The following is an 18,276-nucleotide window of genomic DNA, read 5'->3' as shown; positions in this document are numbered from 1 at the left end:
GTAGTCACTTATTTAAACATACATAATACCAATATAATCTAATAGTTACCAAATTTAATCATTAAAAAAAAACTGAATTTGAAGCCACTTAGAAACTTACTAAACAACCTCAAACCTAATTTTGAAAAAGGAGGAAAACTAGAGAAATTCTTTCCAGCATTTGATGCGTTTGAATCCTTTTTGTTTGTGCCCAACCATACCACAAAAAGTAAAGGTACACATGTACGTGATGCGATTGACCTAAAACGAACCATGATTTTGGTCGTGCTTTCTCTCGTTCCATGTTTACTATTTGGAATGTGGAATATAGGCTACCAACACCACCAAGCCTTAGGAATTATGAATGTTCCTCTGATGGATAATTTTATTTTTGGAGCCATAAAAGTAGTACCACTAATCTTGGTCTCTTATGGAGCTGGATTAACTACGGAGTTTATTTTTGCCATTATAAGCAAACATACCATTAATGAGGGTTTTTTGGTCTCAGGGATGTTGATTCCCCTCATTATGCCGATTGATGTCCCTTTATGGATGCTAGCTGTGGCAACAATTTTTGCAGTCATTATAGGAAAAGAAGTTTTCGGAGGTACTGGAATGAATATTTTAAATCCCGCGCTTACTGCTAGAGCATTTTTATTTTTTGCCTACCCAAGTAAAATGTCTGGAAACGATGTTTGGATCAATACAAGTACTGAAAATGGACAAGTAGTAGCTGATGCTTATAGTGGTGCCACGGCTTTGGGAAATGCAGCTTCTGGTTTTGCAAATAAAATACCGAGTGTTATGGAGTCCTTTCTGGGTACTATTCCAGGTTCTATTGGGGAAACTTCTACCCTTGCTTGCTTGATTGGAGCGGCCATTTTATTGTATACAGGAATTGGGAGTTGGCGGATTATGGGATCTGTTTTTGCAGGTGGTTTTTTGATGGCGTTAATTTTTAATTTTTTTGGATTGAATACGTTAATGCAAATCAGTCCACTGCATCACTTGGTACTAGGAGGTTTTGCCTTTGGAGCAATTTTTATGGCTACTGATCCTGTAAGTGCAACGCAAACGAATACTGGAAAATACATCTATGGTTTTTTGATAGGATTACTAGCGATTCTCTTTCGAGTTTTCAATCCTGCATATCCAGAAGGAATGATGTTGGCGATTTTATTTATGAATGTAATGGCGCCATTAATCGACCATTATATTGTAGAAGCTAATATCAAAAGAAGACTAAAAAGAGTTCCTCAATAAAAAATTAAAATGGATAAAGACAGTAACAAAGCCACGTTTATTTTTTCCTCCGTTATGGTGGTTGTCATTGCCGTATTGCTATCGGTAACGGCAATTAGCCTAGCGCCTTACCAAGATAAAAATGTTCGGATTGAAAAAATGAAAAATATTTTAACGAGTGTTTCGATTCCAACAGAGACTACCGATACCGAAGCTACTTTTAAGCAATACATCACCAAACAAATTGTATTGAATACTAAAGGAGAAGAGGTAAAAGGTGGTACGCCTGCCTTTGATATTGACCTTAAAAAAGAATTGGATAAAGCCAAAACTGGAGAGGCGAACAATCAGTTGTTCCCACTCTTCCTTTGTACTAAAGATGGAAAAACTTTTTACATTATACCGATAAGAGGAAAAGGATTGTGGGGACCTATTTGGGGGTTTATTTCGCTTGAAAGTGATATGAATACGGTGTACGGTGTTAGTTTTGCTCATAAAAGTGAAACACCTGGATTGGGGGCTGAGATAGCAACTGAAAAATTCCAGCAGCAATATGTTGGCAAAAAAATATTAGATAAATCGGGTAAATTTGTTTCGGTTACTGCAATCAAAGGTGGTGCAAAACCAGGAGATACACATGCTGTTGATGCAATATCAGGTGCAACTATCACCAGTAAAGGTGTCTCTGAAATGATCAAAAGAACCGTTAAAAATTACATTCCGTATTTCAAAAAACAAGACGCAGTAGCTTCTACAAACTAAAAGATCAGGATATGAGTAAAGAAACAATCGCAGTTCCTGCAAAACAAAAAAAAGATAAAAAGCCTTTGTTTTCGATAAAAAACAAAAGACTTTTATATGATCCATTGAATGATACTAATCCCATTACGGTACAAGTATTGGGGATTTGCTCTGCACTTGCTGTAACTGTAAAAATGAAACCATCTATTGTGATGGCACTAGCGGTAATTGTCGTTTGTGCTTTTTCAAATGTGATTATTTCATTGATTCGAAATATTATCCCAAATCGGATTCGGATTATCGTTCAGCTAACGGTGGTTGCAGCGATGGTGATTCTAGTAGATCAATTTTTAAAAGCTTTTGTCTTTGATGTTAGTAAACAATTATCTGTATTTGTGGGGTTAATCATTACCAATTGCATAATCATGGGACGTTTGGAAGCCTTTGCAATGGCGAACAAACCTTGGCCATCGTTTTTGGACGGCATTGGAAACGGATTTGGTTATGGCTTAATTTTGGTCATCGTTTCTATGATAAGAGAGTTATTTGGATCAGGAGAATTGATGGGTTATCGTATTATTCCGCAATCCATTTATGATATGGGGTATTTCAATAATAGCCTTGTCATTATGCCGCCCATGGCACTAATCATTGTAGGCATTCTTATTTGGATTCAAAGAAGTCGAAATCAAAAACTTATTGAATCTAAATAATTATCTACAGAAAGAATTAAACATTTCATTATGGAAAATATTAATATTTTTATAAAAGCGGTTTTTATTGAGAACATGATATTTGCCTATTTCCTAGGTATGTGTTCCTACTTGGCCATTTCAAAAACCGTAAAAAGCGCTGTTGGATTAGGACTTGCAGTTACCTTTGTATTAACAATTTCTGTTCCAGTATGTTATATTTTAGAAAAATTTGTTTTGAAAGCGGGTGCTTTGCAATGGTTATCGCCGGAATTTAAAACAGTAGATCTTAGTTTTTTGAGTTTTATAATGTTTATTGCAACCATTGCTTCTATCGTACAATTGGTAGAGATGATTGTTGAAAAATATGCTCCTGCATTATACTCCTCTTTAGGAATATTTTTACCACTAATTGCGGTTAACTGTTCAATTTTGGGAGGTGCATTATTCATGCAAGAAAGAGAATATGCAAGTGTAGTAGAAGCAACTGTTTTTGCCTTTGGTTCTGGTGTAGGCTGGTTTTTGGCAATTGTAGCATTGGCCGCTAGTAGAGAGAAATTACGCTATTCAAATGTACCTGCCCCTTTGAGAGGCTTGGGTATTACGTTTATTTTAACGGGTTTGATGGCAATTGCATTTATGAGCTTTATGGGGATTTCGATATAAATCTATAATCAAATTAAAAATGATACAATTAGATATAAATAGCACAACGATAATTAGTAGCGTACTTGTATTTTTACTTTTCATTACATTATTGGTCTCTTTAATTCTGTTTGCTAAATCAAAACTTACTCCTTCGGGATTAGTCAAAATTATCATCAACGAAGATGATGAAATTGAAACTGTAGCAGGTTCATCCTTACTAACAACTTTGTCTAATAAAAAAATATTTTTACCCTCTGCTTGTGGTGGTGGTGGAACTTGTGGAACGTGTAAATGTCAAGTTTTATCTGGTGGTGGTGAAATATTACCAACCGAAACTCCTTATTTTTCGAGAAAAGAACAGCAAAATAATTGGAGATTAGGATGCCAAGTAAAAGTAAAGCAAGATATGGAAATCGTTATTCCTGCCAGTATTCTGGGCATCCAAAAATGGGAATGCGAAGTAGTATCCAATAACAATGTAGCTACATATATCAAAGAATTAGTGGTTAAATTACCTGAGGGTGAATTTCTTAATTTTGAGTCAGGGTCTTACATTCAAATTGACATTCCTGAGGTCGAAGTAAATTTTAAAACAGAATTATATAAGATTGCAGACCAATTTAAGAGTGACTATGACAAATTTGGGATTTGGGATTTAAAAATGAAAAATACAGAAGAAATCTTTAGAGCCTATTCGATGGCAAATCACCCAGCGGAAGGAAATATTGTTATGCTCAACGTTCGGTTGGCGACTCCTCCATTTGACCGAAAAAATGGTGGTTTTATGAAACTGAATCCTGGTGTTGCCTCTTCATATGTTTTTTCACTGAAACCAGGTGATAAAGTAAATATTGCAGGTCCATTTGGTGATTTCCATATTAAGCCTAGTAAAAAAGAAATGATTTATATAGGTGGAGGAGCAGGAATGGCACCTTTACGATCTCATTTATTCCACCTTTTTCATACCTTAAAAGAAAAAGATAGAAAAGTGAGTTTTTGGTATGGAGGAAGGTCTTCCAAAGAGGTTTTTTACACCAATGAATACAAGGAAATTGAAGAAAATTTCACGAATTTCCATTATAATATCGCTTTGTCAGAGCCTTTACCAGAAGACAATTGGACGGGATATACGGGGTTTATTCATAATGTATTATTCGAGAATTATTTGAAAGAGCATGAAGCTCCCGAAGACATTGAATATTATATTTGTGGTCCACCAATGATGAATGCTGCCGTGCTCAAAATGTTGGATCAACTCGGCGTCCCTGCAGAAAATATTGCCTTTGATGATTTTGGAAGTTAACGAATTCATTCGTAATGAAATTTTAAGGGCATCTAAAAAATATTTACCTTTCTAATCATTTTAAAAACATAAAATCTTACTGGCTGCGTGGCACAACAAAATAATTTTATGACAAAAACACTTTTTCTACTTCTTAGTATTTTAGTACTATTAACGAGTTGTTCGTTCAATAAAAAAATAATAAAGCTTGAAGGGAATTCACAAGGAACTACCTATCATATCACTTATTTATGTGAGAACGGAATTGATTATAAAAAAGAAATTGATTCACTACTCGCTACCATTGATGGCTCGATGTCTACATGGATTCCTACCTCTATCATTTCTAGGATAAACAATAACGAAAAGAATGTTGTTGTCGATGACTATTTTAAAACTGTTTTTAACAAATCTAAAGAAGTTTCTCAAAAAACAGATGGAAATTTTGATATTACTGTCGGTCCCTTAGTGAATTCTTTGGGATTTGGTCCTTCTACAAAAAAAACTTTAAACACATCCCAAATAGATAGTTTATTAGAATTGGTAGATTATAAATTAGTTTTCTTGAAGGGAAATAAAATCATAAAAGAAAAACCAGCTATTAAAATTGATTTTAATGCTATTGCACAAGGATATTCTGTAGATATTATAGCTAATTTTCTTGAAGAGAAAGGCATAAATAACTATTTAGTCGAATTGGGAGGAGAATTAAGAGCCAAAGGAAAAAAAGAAAATGATGAATGGAAAGTAGGTATTGATCAACCTACTGAAGAGGAATCAGAAGGAAGGCAACTAGAAGCCATTATTAATTTAAATAATAAAGCACTAGCTACATCTGGAAATTATCGAAAATTTTATATAGAAGGAAATCAAAAACTGTCCCACATTATTAATCCCAAAACAGGTTATCCTGCCAAACACAATTTACTAAGCACTACTGTAATTGCCGATGATGGAATTACAGCCGATGCATATGCTACTGCTTTTATGGTAATGGGATTGCAAAAATCAATTGCTTTTTTAGAAAAAAATAAAAGTTTAAAATTGGAAGTATATTTCATTTATGACGAAAAAGGAAAATGGAAAACCTATGCTTCGGAGAGTTTAAAGAAACAAATTAAACAATTAAATTAAGATTTGCATCTTTCCTGTGGTTTGGCTCCACATATTCCACACGACTCCCCATCGCCTTGTAGCAGCGGATTATTACTACTACATGTACCCGAAAAGCGTCCGTTTTTTTTAACTAACAGTTTGATGGCTATTCCAGCAATTCCTAGTCCTAAAAGTAGAATCGAAAGCATAATAGTGACCATACAATTTTCTTTATGATTGAATTAATTAATGACTACTGTGCTTTTGTACCGTGGATATAGGAATCAAGGTGATCAATTGTGTTTTTTTGTAAGGCAATAATAGATTTTACTACATCACCAATTGACACAATTCCGATTACTCGTTCCTCAAACAGAACAGGTAAATGTCGGACCCTTTTATTTGTAATTAGATCCATACAATAATTGATATCATCTGTTGGCTTTACAGTAATAATCTCCATATCCATGATTTCATGGACAAATGTTTCCTTTGATGCTTTATTTTTTAGAACCACTTTTCGAGCATAGTCTCTTTCTGATAATATTCCTTTCAAAATATCATTTTCAATAACTAGTACTGCACCAACATTCCTTTCCCCCATTATCCTCAAAGCTTCATATACTGTAATGGTAGAAAGTATAGAATGAACTTCGTTTCCTTTTTCGCTTAATATTTGATCTACAGTCATATTAGATAGTTTTATGTTACCCTTAAATTTAATAAAAAAATCTGTTTAATACTATAAAAAAGTGTTATTTATTTGTCTTTATTTCGTCAGGTAAACACAAAAAAAATCAAGAAGTAAATAGCTTGAGTTTTTTTATAGAATAATTAAATTTCATTTTTCATTTGTTGTTTAATCTCTTTTTTGGACATCTCTTTTCTGATGATTGTTTCCTTTGTTTCAGCGGTAAAACTACTTTTGGGTACAATTTTGATTAATCCTTCTTTGGTGAAAAAATAGGGTGCTATAAAAGCATATCTACTCTTGGCTGTTTTAAGAGTTGCATTTGTATTGTCAACGTTACGACTTAGGTCGTGGTAATAAATATTAAAATGCAAAACATATCTTTTATTATTGAATCGATCTAATACTCCTAACATTGTACTTGGGTAGACTATATCTCCCAATTTGACTTTAAAACTATCTTTTTTTAAACCTTTATAGGCGGCATATGTACCATCTTCATGTTCAATAATTAGTGTATTTTTTTTACTGGTGTATACCATATTAGTTATAGTATCCGTTTGGTATTCATTTTTTAACTCTACCACAATTCCTTTACGCATAGCAAAAATACTGTCAGCTGTTGTACTTGTGATGTGATAAGATTTCCAACTGTCTAATTTTTCAGCACCAAAGTATTCTTCATTTAAATTAGTGCTTTCGTAAACAGTTACTTTTTTTCCTTTTTTGAATGGTAGTAAATATTGAAATAAGCTGTCTACTTTTGGTTTTTGGTTCCCCATACTATAGCTGTAGTTATAACTATATCCAATATCCTGATTACTGTTTTGCGGTCTTAAAGTTAATAATGTTCCAGAATCATATTGAATAACATCTTCATAATCGGATACAAATGTATTGGTTATGTTAGAGAATTTTACTTTTATAGTATAACTACCTGGTTTGTTTTTTTGGTATAGGATATCTACCGATTTATCCGAATTACGAATTGAGCTAACTTCTACTGCGCGTTCTTGTGCTAGTAGTTTTAAGGATATATTCATTGTTAATAAACTTAGTACAATAACCAAAAAGTAATTTTTCTTTATCATATAGTGGTGTTTTATAAATATATGTTTACGTATTGATAACCAAGTGCAATTAGCATCGCTAGTCCAAAACTAATCAATGTTCCAATTAATACATATTCGGTTAAATTACGGTCCTTGGCATTGTTTAGGTCACCAAAACGAAATATAGATTTGGCAGCCAATAAAAAACCGATTCCTTCCCAATAATTCATTACTATAAAACCAAAAATAAAGAGGCGTTCCAAAATTCCGATATACTTACCGGCTTGGTTGGGATATTCCTCTTTCATTTTCCATTTGGACAATAAAATCCGCATGATGATAGCTGAGACCTCTGTTTGCAACAGTATTGCCATCAATAATAATAGTATTTGAGCGAATGAAATTATTGTAGGATCATATACAAATGGTTCATAGCAATATACGACAGTGACAATCACAAGTAGGTGAGCCAATTGATCACCAAAGAATAATGAGATTTCATTTTGTTTGTTTTGGTATTCTAATTTGAACCAATCAATTGCAAAATGCGTGAGGAGTACGGCGAGAATCCCGACCCAATACTGCAGCTGAAATTGCAATGCTACCACGAGTACTACTCCATGTACAATTGTATGATAGGATAAGTATTTTGGTCTTTGTTTGGCCACGGATTTTGCTTTGACCCATTTATTGGGTTGCAATAAAAAATCGCCTACAAAATGTGCCAATAAAAAAGGGATGAATAGTGTTAACATAATTCAAGAATACTTTTTTGGTAATAATGTAACAGTTGGTTAATTTCGTCATAGCCTCCCCTTTTCAGAGCTTCGCTGATGTTTCCTTGCCCTTTATTACCCAATTTTTGGGCAATCTCTTTTTGATTCATTGTTGGATTTTGAAGTTTATAGCAAACTGCTTCAGCTGTTTTTACAGTCCATTTATCCATGGTAAGTAAGGCCAAATCCAACATGATACGCAATACGGCGTTCATGGTATTCCAAGGGGTTTGCAACGCTAGGGTTTGTTTTTTCAAGCTATCAAAACAAGTTCCTGAATTTATAAAAGCGCTCCCATTAGACTCTGTTGCTTTATCGGTTCTATAGTTAATATCTCCAATACCAATGGCCATGCGTACGTTGATATTTTTGCTTTTTAGATAGGATTTGATAATTAAACTCAAATTTAAAACATTTTCTGGAGTGCTTATAATTTGAAAACTATCCCCGCGGTAAATCTCCCAATCTTTTGGACTAGTGCCATATTGATTCAAAATGTCCTTCAAAGCGGTGATCCAAATCGATACAGCGGTTTGTTGTGATTGAATGATGTCTCCTGTGAGTACTGCAAACATAAATTGGTGTTTAGTTTGTAAATATATATACTTAAAAGCAGATAATGAAAATTATATACTAAAAAGCATATAAAAAACAATATCCAGTTAATAGCAGATATTTATTTTTAATCTAATTTTTAGAAAAAAATAGAATACCTAAAAGTAACTAAAATTGAAATACAAATTGTTTTTTATCGAAAGTAAAAAAAGGTATTATTTTGGGATAAATTCAGGTAGTAGTTTTATAATCAATTATCTAAGTCTCCTTCTACTGACAAATTCGTTAAATACTTGTTTTGTAAATTGACATTTTTTAAGCTGAAGTATAGTAGTAAAAAGCCCAAAAACTAGTAAAACGAATTAAGGAATTAAAACGAATGTGACAATCCGCTTTTTTCTTTCTGATAGCTATCGGGAACCCAAAATACAATTAATGTTACCAAAACAGAATTGTATCTTTTTCATTATTTTTATAATAAAATTAGGAATATTACACTTCTAAATACTGTAAATTGGCACATTGATTGCTACATGTGACAACTTAAAACGACTATACTATGGACAAAATAAAAATACTTTGGGTTGATGATGAAATTGATTATCTCAAACCACACATCCTATTTTTGGAAAAAAAAAATTACAGTGTAACCACTTGTAATAATGGCCGTGATGCCATTGAAATATTTGAAAACGAATCTTTTGATATTGTTTTTTTAGATGAAAATATGCCCGGGATGAGCGGATTGGAAACGCTTGCAGAAATGAAGGAGAAAAAATCTGCGGTACCCATGATTATGATTACCAAGAGTGAGGAAGAATATATTATGGAGGAAGCCATAGGCTCTAAAATTGCCGATTATTTAATCAAACCGGTAAATCCAAATCAGATTTTGTTAAGTCTGAAGAAAAACCTAGATCATTCTCGTTTGGTTACCGAGAAAACAACGTTAGACTATCAAAAGGAATTTCGTAAGATTTCGATGGAGATGGGAATGGTTAATTCCTACGAAGATTGGATTGAGTTGTATAAAAAATTGATTTTCTGGGAACTTAATTTAGAAAACATTAACGACCACTCGCTTACCGAAATATTGGAATCTCAAAAACAAGAGGCCAATTCCCAATTTGGAAAATTCATAGAGCGTAATTATGAAGATTGGTTCGAACCAAAAGCTGATAAGCCAGTGCAATCACATACTCTATTCAAAGAAGTTGTAGTACCCGAATTGGTAAAAAAAGACAAACCTGTACTTTTTGTAGTGATTGACAATTTGCGTTACGATCAATGGAAGGTTTTTGAAGAAGTGGTGGCTAACCATTACAAATTAGAAAAAGAAATTCCATACTACTCTATCCTGCCTACTGCAACGCAGTATGCAAGAAATGCGATTTTTGCTGGTTTATTACCAGTAGATATTGAGAAAAAATTTCCGCAATATTGGAAAAATGACCCAGAGGAAGGCGGAAAAAACCTGTATGAAGCCGAGTTACTTACTGCACAATTGAAGCGTTTGGGGTTGAATATCAAAGAAGATTATTTTAAAATCACCAATTTGGCGAGTGGAAAGAAATTATCTGAGAACTTCAAGGCGTTAAAAAGTAATGATTTGGTGACTATTGTCTATAATTTTGTTGATATGCTGTCGCACGCAAAAACCGAAATGGATGTGGTTAAAGAATTGGCATCTGATGACAAAGCCTACCGATCGTTGACATTAAGCTGGTTTAAAAATTCGCCTTTGCTTGAGATTATTCAACAAGCACAAGCATTGGGTTTCAAAATGGTACTTACCACTGATCACGGAACGATTAATGTTCGCAACCCATCAAAAGTGGTGGGCGACAAAAATACAAGTCTTAACCTACGTTATAAAACTGGGCGAAGCTTGACTTACGAGCAAAAAGATGTATATGCTGTAAAGGACCCAAAAAAGATTGGTTTACCGATAATAAATATGACTAGTTCGTATATTTTTGCCAAAAATGATTTGTTCTTGGCTTATGTCAATAACTACAACCATTATGTAGGCTATTATAAGAATACATACCAACATGGTGGAATCTCATTGGAAGAAATGATTATACCGTGCTTAGTATTTAATCCAAAATAGTTACTATAGGCCTATACATTGTCCTTGATCTCTTATTTTTACGACCAAGGACAAAGTATTTAATATAATAAAAATTAAGAGTATGGAATTTATTTTTTCATTAGAAGAAATTACCTCAGTAGCAGAAAAAGTAGTAGCCCAAAATCCAGAAAGAGTGATTCTTTTTCACGGGGATATGGGGGCTGGAAAAACGACTTTTATTAAAGCATTGACTAATAAACTTGGAGTTAAGGGTGCTACAAGTAGTCCAACTTTTTCTTTAGTAAATGAATACGAAGCATCTGAAAATCAATTGATTTATCATTTTGATTTTTACCGTCTAAAAAATGAGACAGAAGCAATGGATATGGGGGTAGATGAGTATTTATATTCTGGTCATTGGTGTTTTATCGAATGGGCTGAAAACATTCCGAATCTGATACCGGAGAAACATTCTGTCATTACAATAAAAACCTTAGCAGATGGTAAGCGCGTTTTAGAATTGCAGTAAATAGGTACTTTGTATTAAAAAAAAAATACAAATTACAGATTACTCTTTTATTTTAAACTTATAATTACTTCCTGAAAGTGATCTAAAATGATTTTAAGGTAAACTAAAACTGTCAAATATGTTCTAGTTAAAACAATTGGTTAATATTAGCCACTGTAATCGCTTATTTTAAACTTTTTATGTAATTTTACTTTTCAATTATCACAGTAAACAATGTCAATATCTATAGCGATTACACCATTTACCAAAGAGCAGTTACTCCCGCAAGAAGAAAAACTGGAAGTATCCAAGCGAAAGAGCGAACTTTTTATAGGTATTCCTAGTGAGACTAGTTACCAAGAGCGCCGCATTTGTTTGACACCAGATGCTGTTAATACCCTAACGCATCACGGACATCGTGTGATGATTGAGTCTGGTGCAGGTGAAAACTCTAGTTATACAGACAAAGAATATAGTGATGCTGGAGCCGAAATTACACATGATACCCAAAAAGTTTTTGGTTGTCCTATGGTTCTGAAGATTGGTGCACCTACTATTGGAGAAATCGAAATGATGAATCCCAAAACAATTCTTATTTCATCCATACAATTAAAAACCAAAAGTAAAGCCTATTTTGAAGCGCTGAGCAAAAAGAAAATAACTGCACTAGCATTTGAATATATTAAAGATGAAGATGGATCCTATCCTGCTGTGCGTTCAACAAGCGAAATCGCAGGAACCGCATCAATACTCATTGCTGCCGAATTAATGATTACCAATGATTTTGGAAAAGGACTCTTAATTGGAAATATTACAGGAGTTCCCCCAACCGAAATCGTAATTATAGGTGCTGGAACTGTCGCTGAATTTGCAGCTAAAACAGCTCTAGGACTAGGTGCAAGTGTTAAGGTATTTGATAATTCTATTACAAAATTGCGTAGGCTGCAAAATACATTGAATCAGAGAATTTTTACATCTACAATTCAAACAAAAGCATTAACTAAAGCTTTGCGACGTTGTGATGTGGCTATTGGTGCTTTGCGTGGTGTGCAACGCTGCCCAGTAGTAGTGTCTGAGACCATGGTCGAACACATGAAAAAAGGGGCTATAATTGTAGACGTGAGTATCGACACTGGAGGCTGTTTTGAAACATCTGAAGTTACTACACACGAAAAACCTACTTTTATAAAAAGTAATGTCTTGCATTATTGTGTACCCAATATTGCATCTCGCTATTCCAAGACCGCTTCCTTATCCATAAGTAATATCATTACCCCTTATTTAATGCAAATTGCAGAAGATGGTGGTATTGAGTCGGCAATTCGCTGCGATGTGGGACTCAAAAATGGGGTTTACCTCTATCACGGCATTTTGACAAACAAAGCCATTGGAGATTGGTTTAATTTACCCAATAACGATATCAATTTAATTGTATTTTAAAGAATCTTTATTTTACCTTTGCACCAAAATAAAATTACATGAATTTCTTTCACCGTTTTGCCTACTATTTAGTCGGATTAGTAATGGGCTTATTCTTTGTCGCGATGGTTTTTAGCGGAAAAGATACTCGTTGCAACTATTTTCCCAATGCCAGAGTACTTAATGACCTGCGCAACAAACCATTCGTATATTCTCCAAAAGCATCTGCTGTATTGGCTCAACCTTGGATTGATACCATTGATATCAAAAACACCTTAGAGTTTGGAGATATAGATTTTGATCAAAGTAATACTGAGTTTGGAAAAAATAATAAAATGTATGTAATTGAGGGGAAAACTACCAAAGATCAACCTATCATATTAAAAGTAATCAACCGCTCTAATAAAGCAGTTTTGGAAGAGATTATCAAAAAATAAGAAGCTCACAGGGTGATTTTCTATTTAAAAAAAATGAAAATTTATATAAAAACACTTTTTTATTTTACAACAATACACTGCCCCCAAAAAGTTAGAGACTATTTGGGGGTATTTTTGTAGAAAGATATGGTTATTTCATTTTAATCTATTAATAAAAATATTTAGCAAATTAATAGCTCATTCCGACTTCTATTATTATAATTAAGATTATAAATAATAGTATATGTCTAATTTTCAATAACATAAGTATTTATTTGATAATCAATCCTTATTAAGTTGCGACCGATAAAATGATTTATTACCTTAGTTATTTATGAACGTCAAAAATTGACATTAAAATCTAAAATAAAAATGGATATCGATAAAATTTATTCCTTAATCGCTGTAAAAATAACAGATTGGCTTGAAGCTTTAATTATGCTATTACCCAATATAGCAATGGCAGCCGTCGTGTTTGCAATTGGTTTTTTTATTGCTAAATTCGTGAGAAAAATAACTAGAAAATTAATAGCTAAAATTTCCAACAACCTTACACTTAATAATCTATTCAGTACAATAGTTTACTTTACATTTATAGGAATAGTACTTTTTACTGTGTTAACTATTCTAAATTTGGATAAAGCAGTAACTTCGATATTAGCGGGTGCTGGTATATTAGGACTAGCATTAGCATTTGCATTTCAGGATATTGCAGCCAATTTTATGTCTGGAATATTTATATCTTTTAGAAAACCTCTAAAAGTTGGTGATATAGTCCAAATTAAGGATTACATGGGGAAAGTCATCATGATTAATCTTCGTGACACCGTTTTAGAAACTTTTCAAGGAAAAACAGTTATAATACCAAACAAAGAAGTCTTTCAAAATCCTATCGAAAATTATACAATTTTACAGAAAAGGCGCTTTGATTTGAGTGTAGGAGTTTCTTATGGTGATGATTTAGAAAAGGTTAGAGATATTACTTTAAATGCAGTTAGTGATATAGTTGAACTTTCTAAAGAAGATGAAGTAACTGTTATTTTTGTTGAATTTGGTGATAGTTCTGTCAATTTATCAATAAGAATGTGGATTAATACTCCTGAACAATCTGTTTATAACAAAGTTGGAAGTGAAGCTATAATTAAAATTAAGAAAGCATATGACGCTAATGATATTATGATTCCTTTCCCTATCAGAACTCTAGATTTTGGTATTAAAGGAGGTGTATCTTTAAGCGAAATACCCGTACATATAACCAACGAAAAAGAATAATAGTTTATTTTTTGCTTTCAATTAAATATGAACTTAAGATATAATAAAAGCAACTTGTAGTGAGTTGCTTTTGTTGTTTTATCTCAAGATGACTTAAGGTGATTTATTTATAATAATTACCTAAAGTGTACTAAATCCTTAAAATTGGATGTAATAACGATAATCTTTTACAGCCAAATAATAGTTTGTAACCCTTTCGTTTTTAAATAGGTATTAGTTTGACTGAAATGTTTATTTCCAAACCATTTTCCTTGATTAGCACTCATGGGTGAAGGATGTCCAGATGTTAGAACAAGATGTTTATTTCTATCAATTTTAGCTCCTTTTTTATGTGCAAATCCACCCCAAAGTAAAAAGATCACATTTTCCTTTTCATCAGATATTTTTTGAATCACAGCATCTGTAAATAAATTCCATTTAAGATGTTTATGACTGTTAGGAATATCTTTTTGAACAGTCAAAGTAGCATTCAAAAGTAAAACGCCTTGTTTGGCCCAATGTTCCAAATTACCCGAGGTCGGCATAAAGATAGAATCCAAGTCATCGCATAGCTCCCTATTAATATTTCGCAAAGAAGGTGGAATTCGAACTCCATCGTTCACAGAAAAACTTAACCCATTGGCTTCACCATCTCCATGATAGGGATCTTGGCCAATTATAACTACTTTAATATCTTCAAATGAACAACGTTCAAAGGTGGAGAAAATTAATTCCTGTGGCGGAAAACATGTGTTTTCTTGATAAGCAGTAGTCACAGCTTGCTGTAACGCTTGAAAATATGGTTTTTGAGTTTCTTCTTTTAAAATAGTTTGCCAATCTGGAGGTAATAATACTTGCATAGTTTCAAAGTTATTTTGCAAATATACATAGAGAAAATACAAAGATCCACAAAAGTCATATAGTATCTCCTTTAAACATTTGTGAAAACTTCGTCAATGTCTGCTATATAATCTTTTCTATTAACTATTTTTGCACAAAAGAATCTCATACCACCAATGATATCCATTACCGAAAAAACATTACAAGACTTACAATTTCCTACCGTACTCGAGACTATCTCAGACATGTGTAATACAGATATAGGAAAGCAAAAAGCACTCGAAATAACTCCCTTTAGAGACAAAGAAAGCCTGATGGATGCCTTGATGCAAACTTCAGAATACGTGTCTTCTTTTCAAAATAATAATGCCATTCCTAACCATGGTTTTGAGGCGATTACGCACGAAATTAAATTTCTATCCATAGAAGATAGTTTTTTAGAAGTTGGTGGCTTTAGAAAAATAGCCAACCTATCATCAACAGTCAATTTTTTATTGAATTTTCTAAGAAAATTTGATGACTATTATCCACAAATTAATAAACGAGCATCTCAGGTAGAATTGACCAAGGATCTTATTAGTCAAATTGATGCCGTGGTAGACAAATATGGCGAAATAAAAGACAATGCATCTCCTATGTTGGTTGACATTCGAAGAAATATCAACTCAGTTCGTGGGAAAGTAAATCAGAGTTTTGGCATCGCTTTGACACAATACAACGGTTTGGGATACTTGGATGATATTAAAGAAAGTTTTGTACAAAATCGTCGTGTTTTGGCTGTATTGGCCATGTATCGCCGTAAGGTACGAGGAACAATTCTAGGAAGTTCAAAAACAGGAAGTATCGCTTATGTAGAACCCGAAGCTACCTTGAGGTACTCTCGTGAGTTAAGTAATTTGGAATATGAGGAAGCAGAGGAAATCATGCGGATTCTAAAGAACTTATCCAACGGTGTTCGCCCATTTTTACCTTTAATGAAACAATATCAAGACTTTTTAAGTGATATTGATGTCATTGCGGCAAAAGCAAAATATGCTGATCGAATTAACGGAATTATGCCAACCATTAGTGATAATAGAAGGTTATATTTTAGAGATGCCTACCATCCTATTTTGTATTTGAATAACAAACAAAAAAAGGAAATTACCCATCCTCAAACTATCGAACTTTTACAAGAAAATAGAATAATTGTAATATCGGGACCCAATGCGGGAGGAAAAACGATCTCATTAAAAACAGTGGGATTATTACAATTGATGCTGCAGTCTGGAATGTTAATTCCGGTACATGAGCGTTCTGAAACCTTTCTTTTCGATCGAATACTTACTGATATTGGAGATAATCAATCTATTGAAAATCATTTAAGTACTTATAGTTACCGTTTGAAAAACATGAACTACTTTTTAAAGAAGTGCAACAACAAAACGATGTTCTTGATTGACGAATTTGGTACCGGTTCGGATCCTGAATTAGGTGGTGCTTTGGCTGAAATTTTCTTGGAAGAATTTTACCATCGTGAAGCTTTCGGAATCATTACTACCCACTACTCCAACTTGAAAATTTTGGCTAATGAATTGCCTTTTGCTACCAATGCCAATATGCTTTTTGACGAAAAATCGTTGGAACCAATGTATAAATTGGTTCTTGGGCAAGCTGGAAGTTCGTTTACTTTTGAGGTCGCTTTGAAAAACGGAATTCCATTTAGTTTAATCAATCGAGCCAAAAAGAAGATCGAAGTTGGAAAAGTACGTTTTGATAAAACCATCGCTACTTTGCAAAAGGAACGTTCTAAAATGGAAAAAACGTCACAAACGCTAAAAGAAGAAGAATCTAGAGCGCGCGAAGAAGGAAAAAAAATGGAGACTATCAATGTCAAAATCAAACAAAAACTAGAAAGCTACCAAGAACTCTACGACAGTAATCAAAAGACAATTTACATTGGGCAAAAGATTGAAGATATTTCGGAGAAATATTTTAATAACAAAAATAAAAAAGACCTTATTGGTGAATTTTTAAAGATTATCGAAATAGAAAATTCAAAACGTAAAAAAGCAACTCCAAAAGAAGCAAAAGCAATTGTCGAAAAGAAAAAGGAAGTAATCAAGGAAGTAGAAGTCCAAGTAGAAGAAATACGTAAAGAAAAGAAAGAAAAGAAATTGAAACCTATAGTGGTGAAACCGACACATATACTAAAAGTAGGTGACAGAGTCCGTATGATTGAAGGAAAAGCGGTGGGAAGCATTGATAGTATTGAGAAAAAGAAAGCTACGGTAAATTATGGTATCTTTACTTCCAAGGTTAATTTAGACGAATTGGAGCTGGTAGAAGCTGTTAAGAAGAAGTAAAATACATATCTTGTTTTCAAAAAATACCTTGAATCGTATCATTGTAGTTACAACTGTTATACTTAATTTTCGAATAGCTGATTTATAAAAAAAAAAATGATGAATCTTCCTGAAAATAAAAAAATAATTCTTTTTGATGGCGTTTGTAACCTTTGTAACAACGCTGTCAATTATATAATCACGCATGATAAAAAAGATGTATTTCGTTTTGTAGCCATTCAGTCTAATCTGGGAAAAGAAATCATTGCTTATATAGGCATAGATACTTCAAAAATAGATAGTATCATTCTATATCTTCCTCAAAAAGCCTACTATTACAAATCACAAGCGGCATTAAAAATCGCAGCCGATTTGAGTAGTTTTTTACCCGTTATAGGTGTGTTTCAGTTTATTCCAACAGTAATCAGCAACTGGATTTATGATTATATCGCCAAAAATAGATACCACTGGTTTGGTAAAAAAGAGAGTTGTATGATTCCTACCCCTGCACTCAAATCAAAATTTTTACTTTAAATTCATTTTTTAGTAACAATAATTTATTTTTAGATAAAAATCACTTTTTTTTTCATCATAAACCAAAAAATCAGTCTATTTTTTGTTTGTTAATAGACAAAAACACACTATATTCGTTAGTCGATTACAACCGTTATATCACTTGTGATGAGAATTC

19 protein-coding genes are annotated in these 18,276 nt (G+C 33.1%); 13 read left to right on the top strand and 6 right to left on the bottom strand.

Annotated features, from left to right (window positions below; genetic code table 11):
- Nucleotides 1-78 precede the first annotated feature (78 nt).
- The 6 genes from M2326_RS03315 to M2326_RS03290 all read left to right on the top strand — a co-directional run bounded on the left by M2326_RS03315 (nt 79) and on the right by M2326_RS03290 (nt 5,718).
- Nucleotides 79-1,242, top strand: a complete 1,164-nt coding sequence (locus M2326_RS03315; protein ID WP_264618129.1) for an NADH:ubiquinone reductase (Na(+)-transporting) subunit B — start codon at nt 79-81, stop codon at nt 1,240-1,242.
- A gap of 9 nt (nt 1,243-1,251) precedes the next feature.
- Nucleotides 1,252-1,983 (top strand): NADH:ubiquinone reductase (Na(+)-transporting) subunit C, encoded by a 732-nt coding sequence (nqrC, locus tag M2326_RS03310; RefSeq protein WP_264618128.1) that lies wholly within the window; start codon nt 1,252-1,254, stop codon nt 1,981-1,983.
- Nucleotides 1,984-1,994: 11 nt separating this feature from the next.
- Nucleotides 1,995-2,675, top strand: a complete 681-nt coding sequence (locus tag M2326_RS03305; RefSeq protein ID WP_264618127.1) for an NADH:ubiquinone reductase (Na(+)-transporting) subunit D — start codon at nt 1,995-1,997, stop codon at nt 2,673-2,675.
- A gap of 30 nt (nt 2,676-2,705) precedes the next feature.
- On the top strand, nt 2,706-3,320 hold the full coding sequence (nqrE, locus tag M2326_RS03300) for an NADH:ubiquinone reductase (Na(+)-transporting) subunit E (protein WP_264618126.1): 615 nt from the start codon (nt 2,706-2,708) through the stop codon (nt 3,318-3,320).
- A gap of 19 nt (nt 3,321-3,339) precedes the next feature.
- Complete coding sequence (gene nqrF, locus M2326_RS03295) at nt 3,340-4,605, top strand: NADH:ubiquinone reductase (Na(+)-transporting) subunit F (protein WP_264618125.1); 1,266 nt, start codon at nt 3,340-3,342, stop codon at nt 4,603-4,605.
- Between the two features lie 108 nt (nt 4,606-4,713).
- Nucleotides 4,714-5,718 (top strand): FAD:protein FMN transferase, encoded by a 1,005-nt coding sequence (locus M2326_RS03290; RefSeq protein WP_264618124.1) that lies wholly within the window; start codon nt 4,714-4,716, stop codon nt 5,716-5,718.
- Here the strand turns inward: M2326_RS03290 and M2326_RS03285 are convergent.
- The 5 genes from M2326_RS03285 to M2326_RS03265 all read right to left on the bottom strand — a co-directional run bounded on the left by M2326_RS03285 (nt 5,715) and on the right by M2326_RS03265 (nt 8,773).
- Nucleotides 5,715-5,900 (bottom strand): membrane or secreted protein, encoded by a 186-nt coding sequence (locus M2326_RS03285; protein ID WP_264618123.1) that lies wholly within the window; start codon nt 5,898-5,900, stop codon nt 5,715-5,717. The genes M2326_RS03290 and M2326_RS03285 overlap by 4 nt on opposite strands.
- A gap of 32 nt (nt 5,901-5,932) precedes the next feature.
- A complete protein-coding gene (locus M2326_RS03280) occupies nt 5,933-6,370 on the bottom strand; it encodes a CBS domain-containing protein (RefSeq protein ID WP_264618122.1) in 438 nt (145 codons plus the stop codon).
- Nucleotides 6,371-6,513: 143 nt separating this feature from the next.
- Nucleotides 6,514-7,461 carry a M23 family metallopeptidase gene (locus tag M2326_RS03275; RefSeq protein WP_264618121.1) on the bottom strand — a complete coding sequence of 316 codons (948 nt, stop codon included), beginning with the start codon at nt 7,459-7,461 and terminating at the stop codon, nt 6,514-6,516.
- 11 nt (nt 7,462-7,472) lie between these two features.
- Nucleotides 7,473-8,177 (bottom strand): DUF3307 domain-containing protein, encoded by a 705-nt coding sequence (locus M2326_RS03270; protein ID WP_264618120.1) that lies wholly within the window; start codon nt 8,175-8,177, stop codon nt 7,473-7,475.
- Entirely contained in the window at nt 8,171-8,773 is a 603-nt protein-coding gene (locus M2326_RS03265) for a transcriptional regulator (RefSeq protein WP_264618119.1), read from the bottom strand. Before M2326_RS03265 ends, M2326_RS03270 begins: the two co-directional genes overlap by 7 nt.
- 539 nt (nt 8,774-9,312) lie before the next feature.
- Here M2326_RS03265 and porX point away from each other — a divergent pair.
- From porX to M2326_RS03240, 5 genes are all read left to right on the top strand, one after another.
- On the top strand, nt 9,313-10,866 hold the full coding sequence (gene porX, locus M2326_RS03260) for a T9SS response regulator signal transducer PorX (RefSeq protein WP_264618118.1): 1,554 nt from the start codon (nt 9,313-9,315) through the stop codon (nt 10,864-10,866).
- 82 nt (nt 10,867-10,948) lie between these two features.
- A complete protein-coding gene (tsaE, locus tag M2326_RS03255; RefSeq protein WP_264618117.1) occupies nt 10,949-11,356 on the top strand; it encodes a tRNA (adenosine(37)-N6)-threonylcarbamoyltransferase complex ATPase subunit type 1 TsaE in 408 nt (135 codons plus the stop codon).
- A gap of 219 nt (nt 11,357-11,575) precedes the next feature.
- Nucleotides 11,576-12,775, top strand: a complete 1,200-nt coding sequence (locus M2326_RS03250; RefSeq protein WP_264618221.1) for an alanine dehydrogenase — start codon at nt 11,576-11,578, stop codon at nt 12,773-12,775.
- 38 nt (nt 12,776-12,813) lie between these two features.
- The gene (locus tag M2326_RS03245; protein ID WP_264618116.1) at nt 12,814-13,191 is read left to right on the top strand and encodes a DUF4258 domain-containing protein; all 378 of its coding nucleotides are present in this window, start codon (nt 12,814-12,816) and stop codon (nt 13,189-13,191) included.
- Between the two features lie 351 nt (nt 13,192-13,542).
- The gene (locus tag M2326_RS03240; RefSeq protein ID WP_264618115.1) at nt 13,543-14,442 is read left to right on the top strand and encodes a mechanosensitive ion channel family protein; all 900 of its coding nucleotides are present in this window, start codon (nt 13,543-13,545) and stop codon (nt 14,440-14,442) included.
- A gap of 167 nt (nt 14,443-14,609) precedes the next feature.
- On the opposite strand, the gene ung is transcribed toward M2326_RS03240, so the two are convergent.
- Nucleotides 14,610-15,281: a uracil-DNA glycosylase gene (ung, locus tag M2326_RS03235; RefSeq protein WP_264618114.1), complete on the bottom strand. Its 672-nt coding sequence runs from the start codon at nt 15,279-15,281 to the stop codon at nt 14,610-14,612.
- 156 nt (nt 15,282-15,437) lie between these two features.
- On the opposite strand from ung, the gene M2326_RS03230 reads away from it, so the two are divergent.
- Together M2326_RS03230 and M2326_RS03225 are read left to right on the top strand one after the other, a co-directional pair.
- A complete protein-coding gene (locus M2326_RS03230; protein WP_264618113.1) occupies nt 15,438-17,606 on the top strand; it encodes an endonuclease MutS2 in 2,169 nt (722 codons plus the stop codon).
- A 96-nt stretch (nt 17,607-17,702) separates the two neighbouring features.
- Entirely contained in the window at nt 17,703-18,119 is a 417-nt protein-coding gene (locus M2326_RS03225; RefSeq protein WP_264618112.1) for a thiol-disulfide oxidoreductase DCC family protein, read from the top strand.
- Nucleotides 18,120-18,276: the final 157 nt, after the last annotated feature.

This window comes from Flavobacterium psychraerolatum, from assembly GCF_025960985.1.
GTDB lineage: Bacteria > Bacteroidota > Bacteroidia > Flavobacteriales > Flavobacteriaceae > Flavobacterium.
Note: the sequence above shows the minus strand (reverse complement) of the source record. Positions and strands in the feature narration are given on the sequence as shown.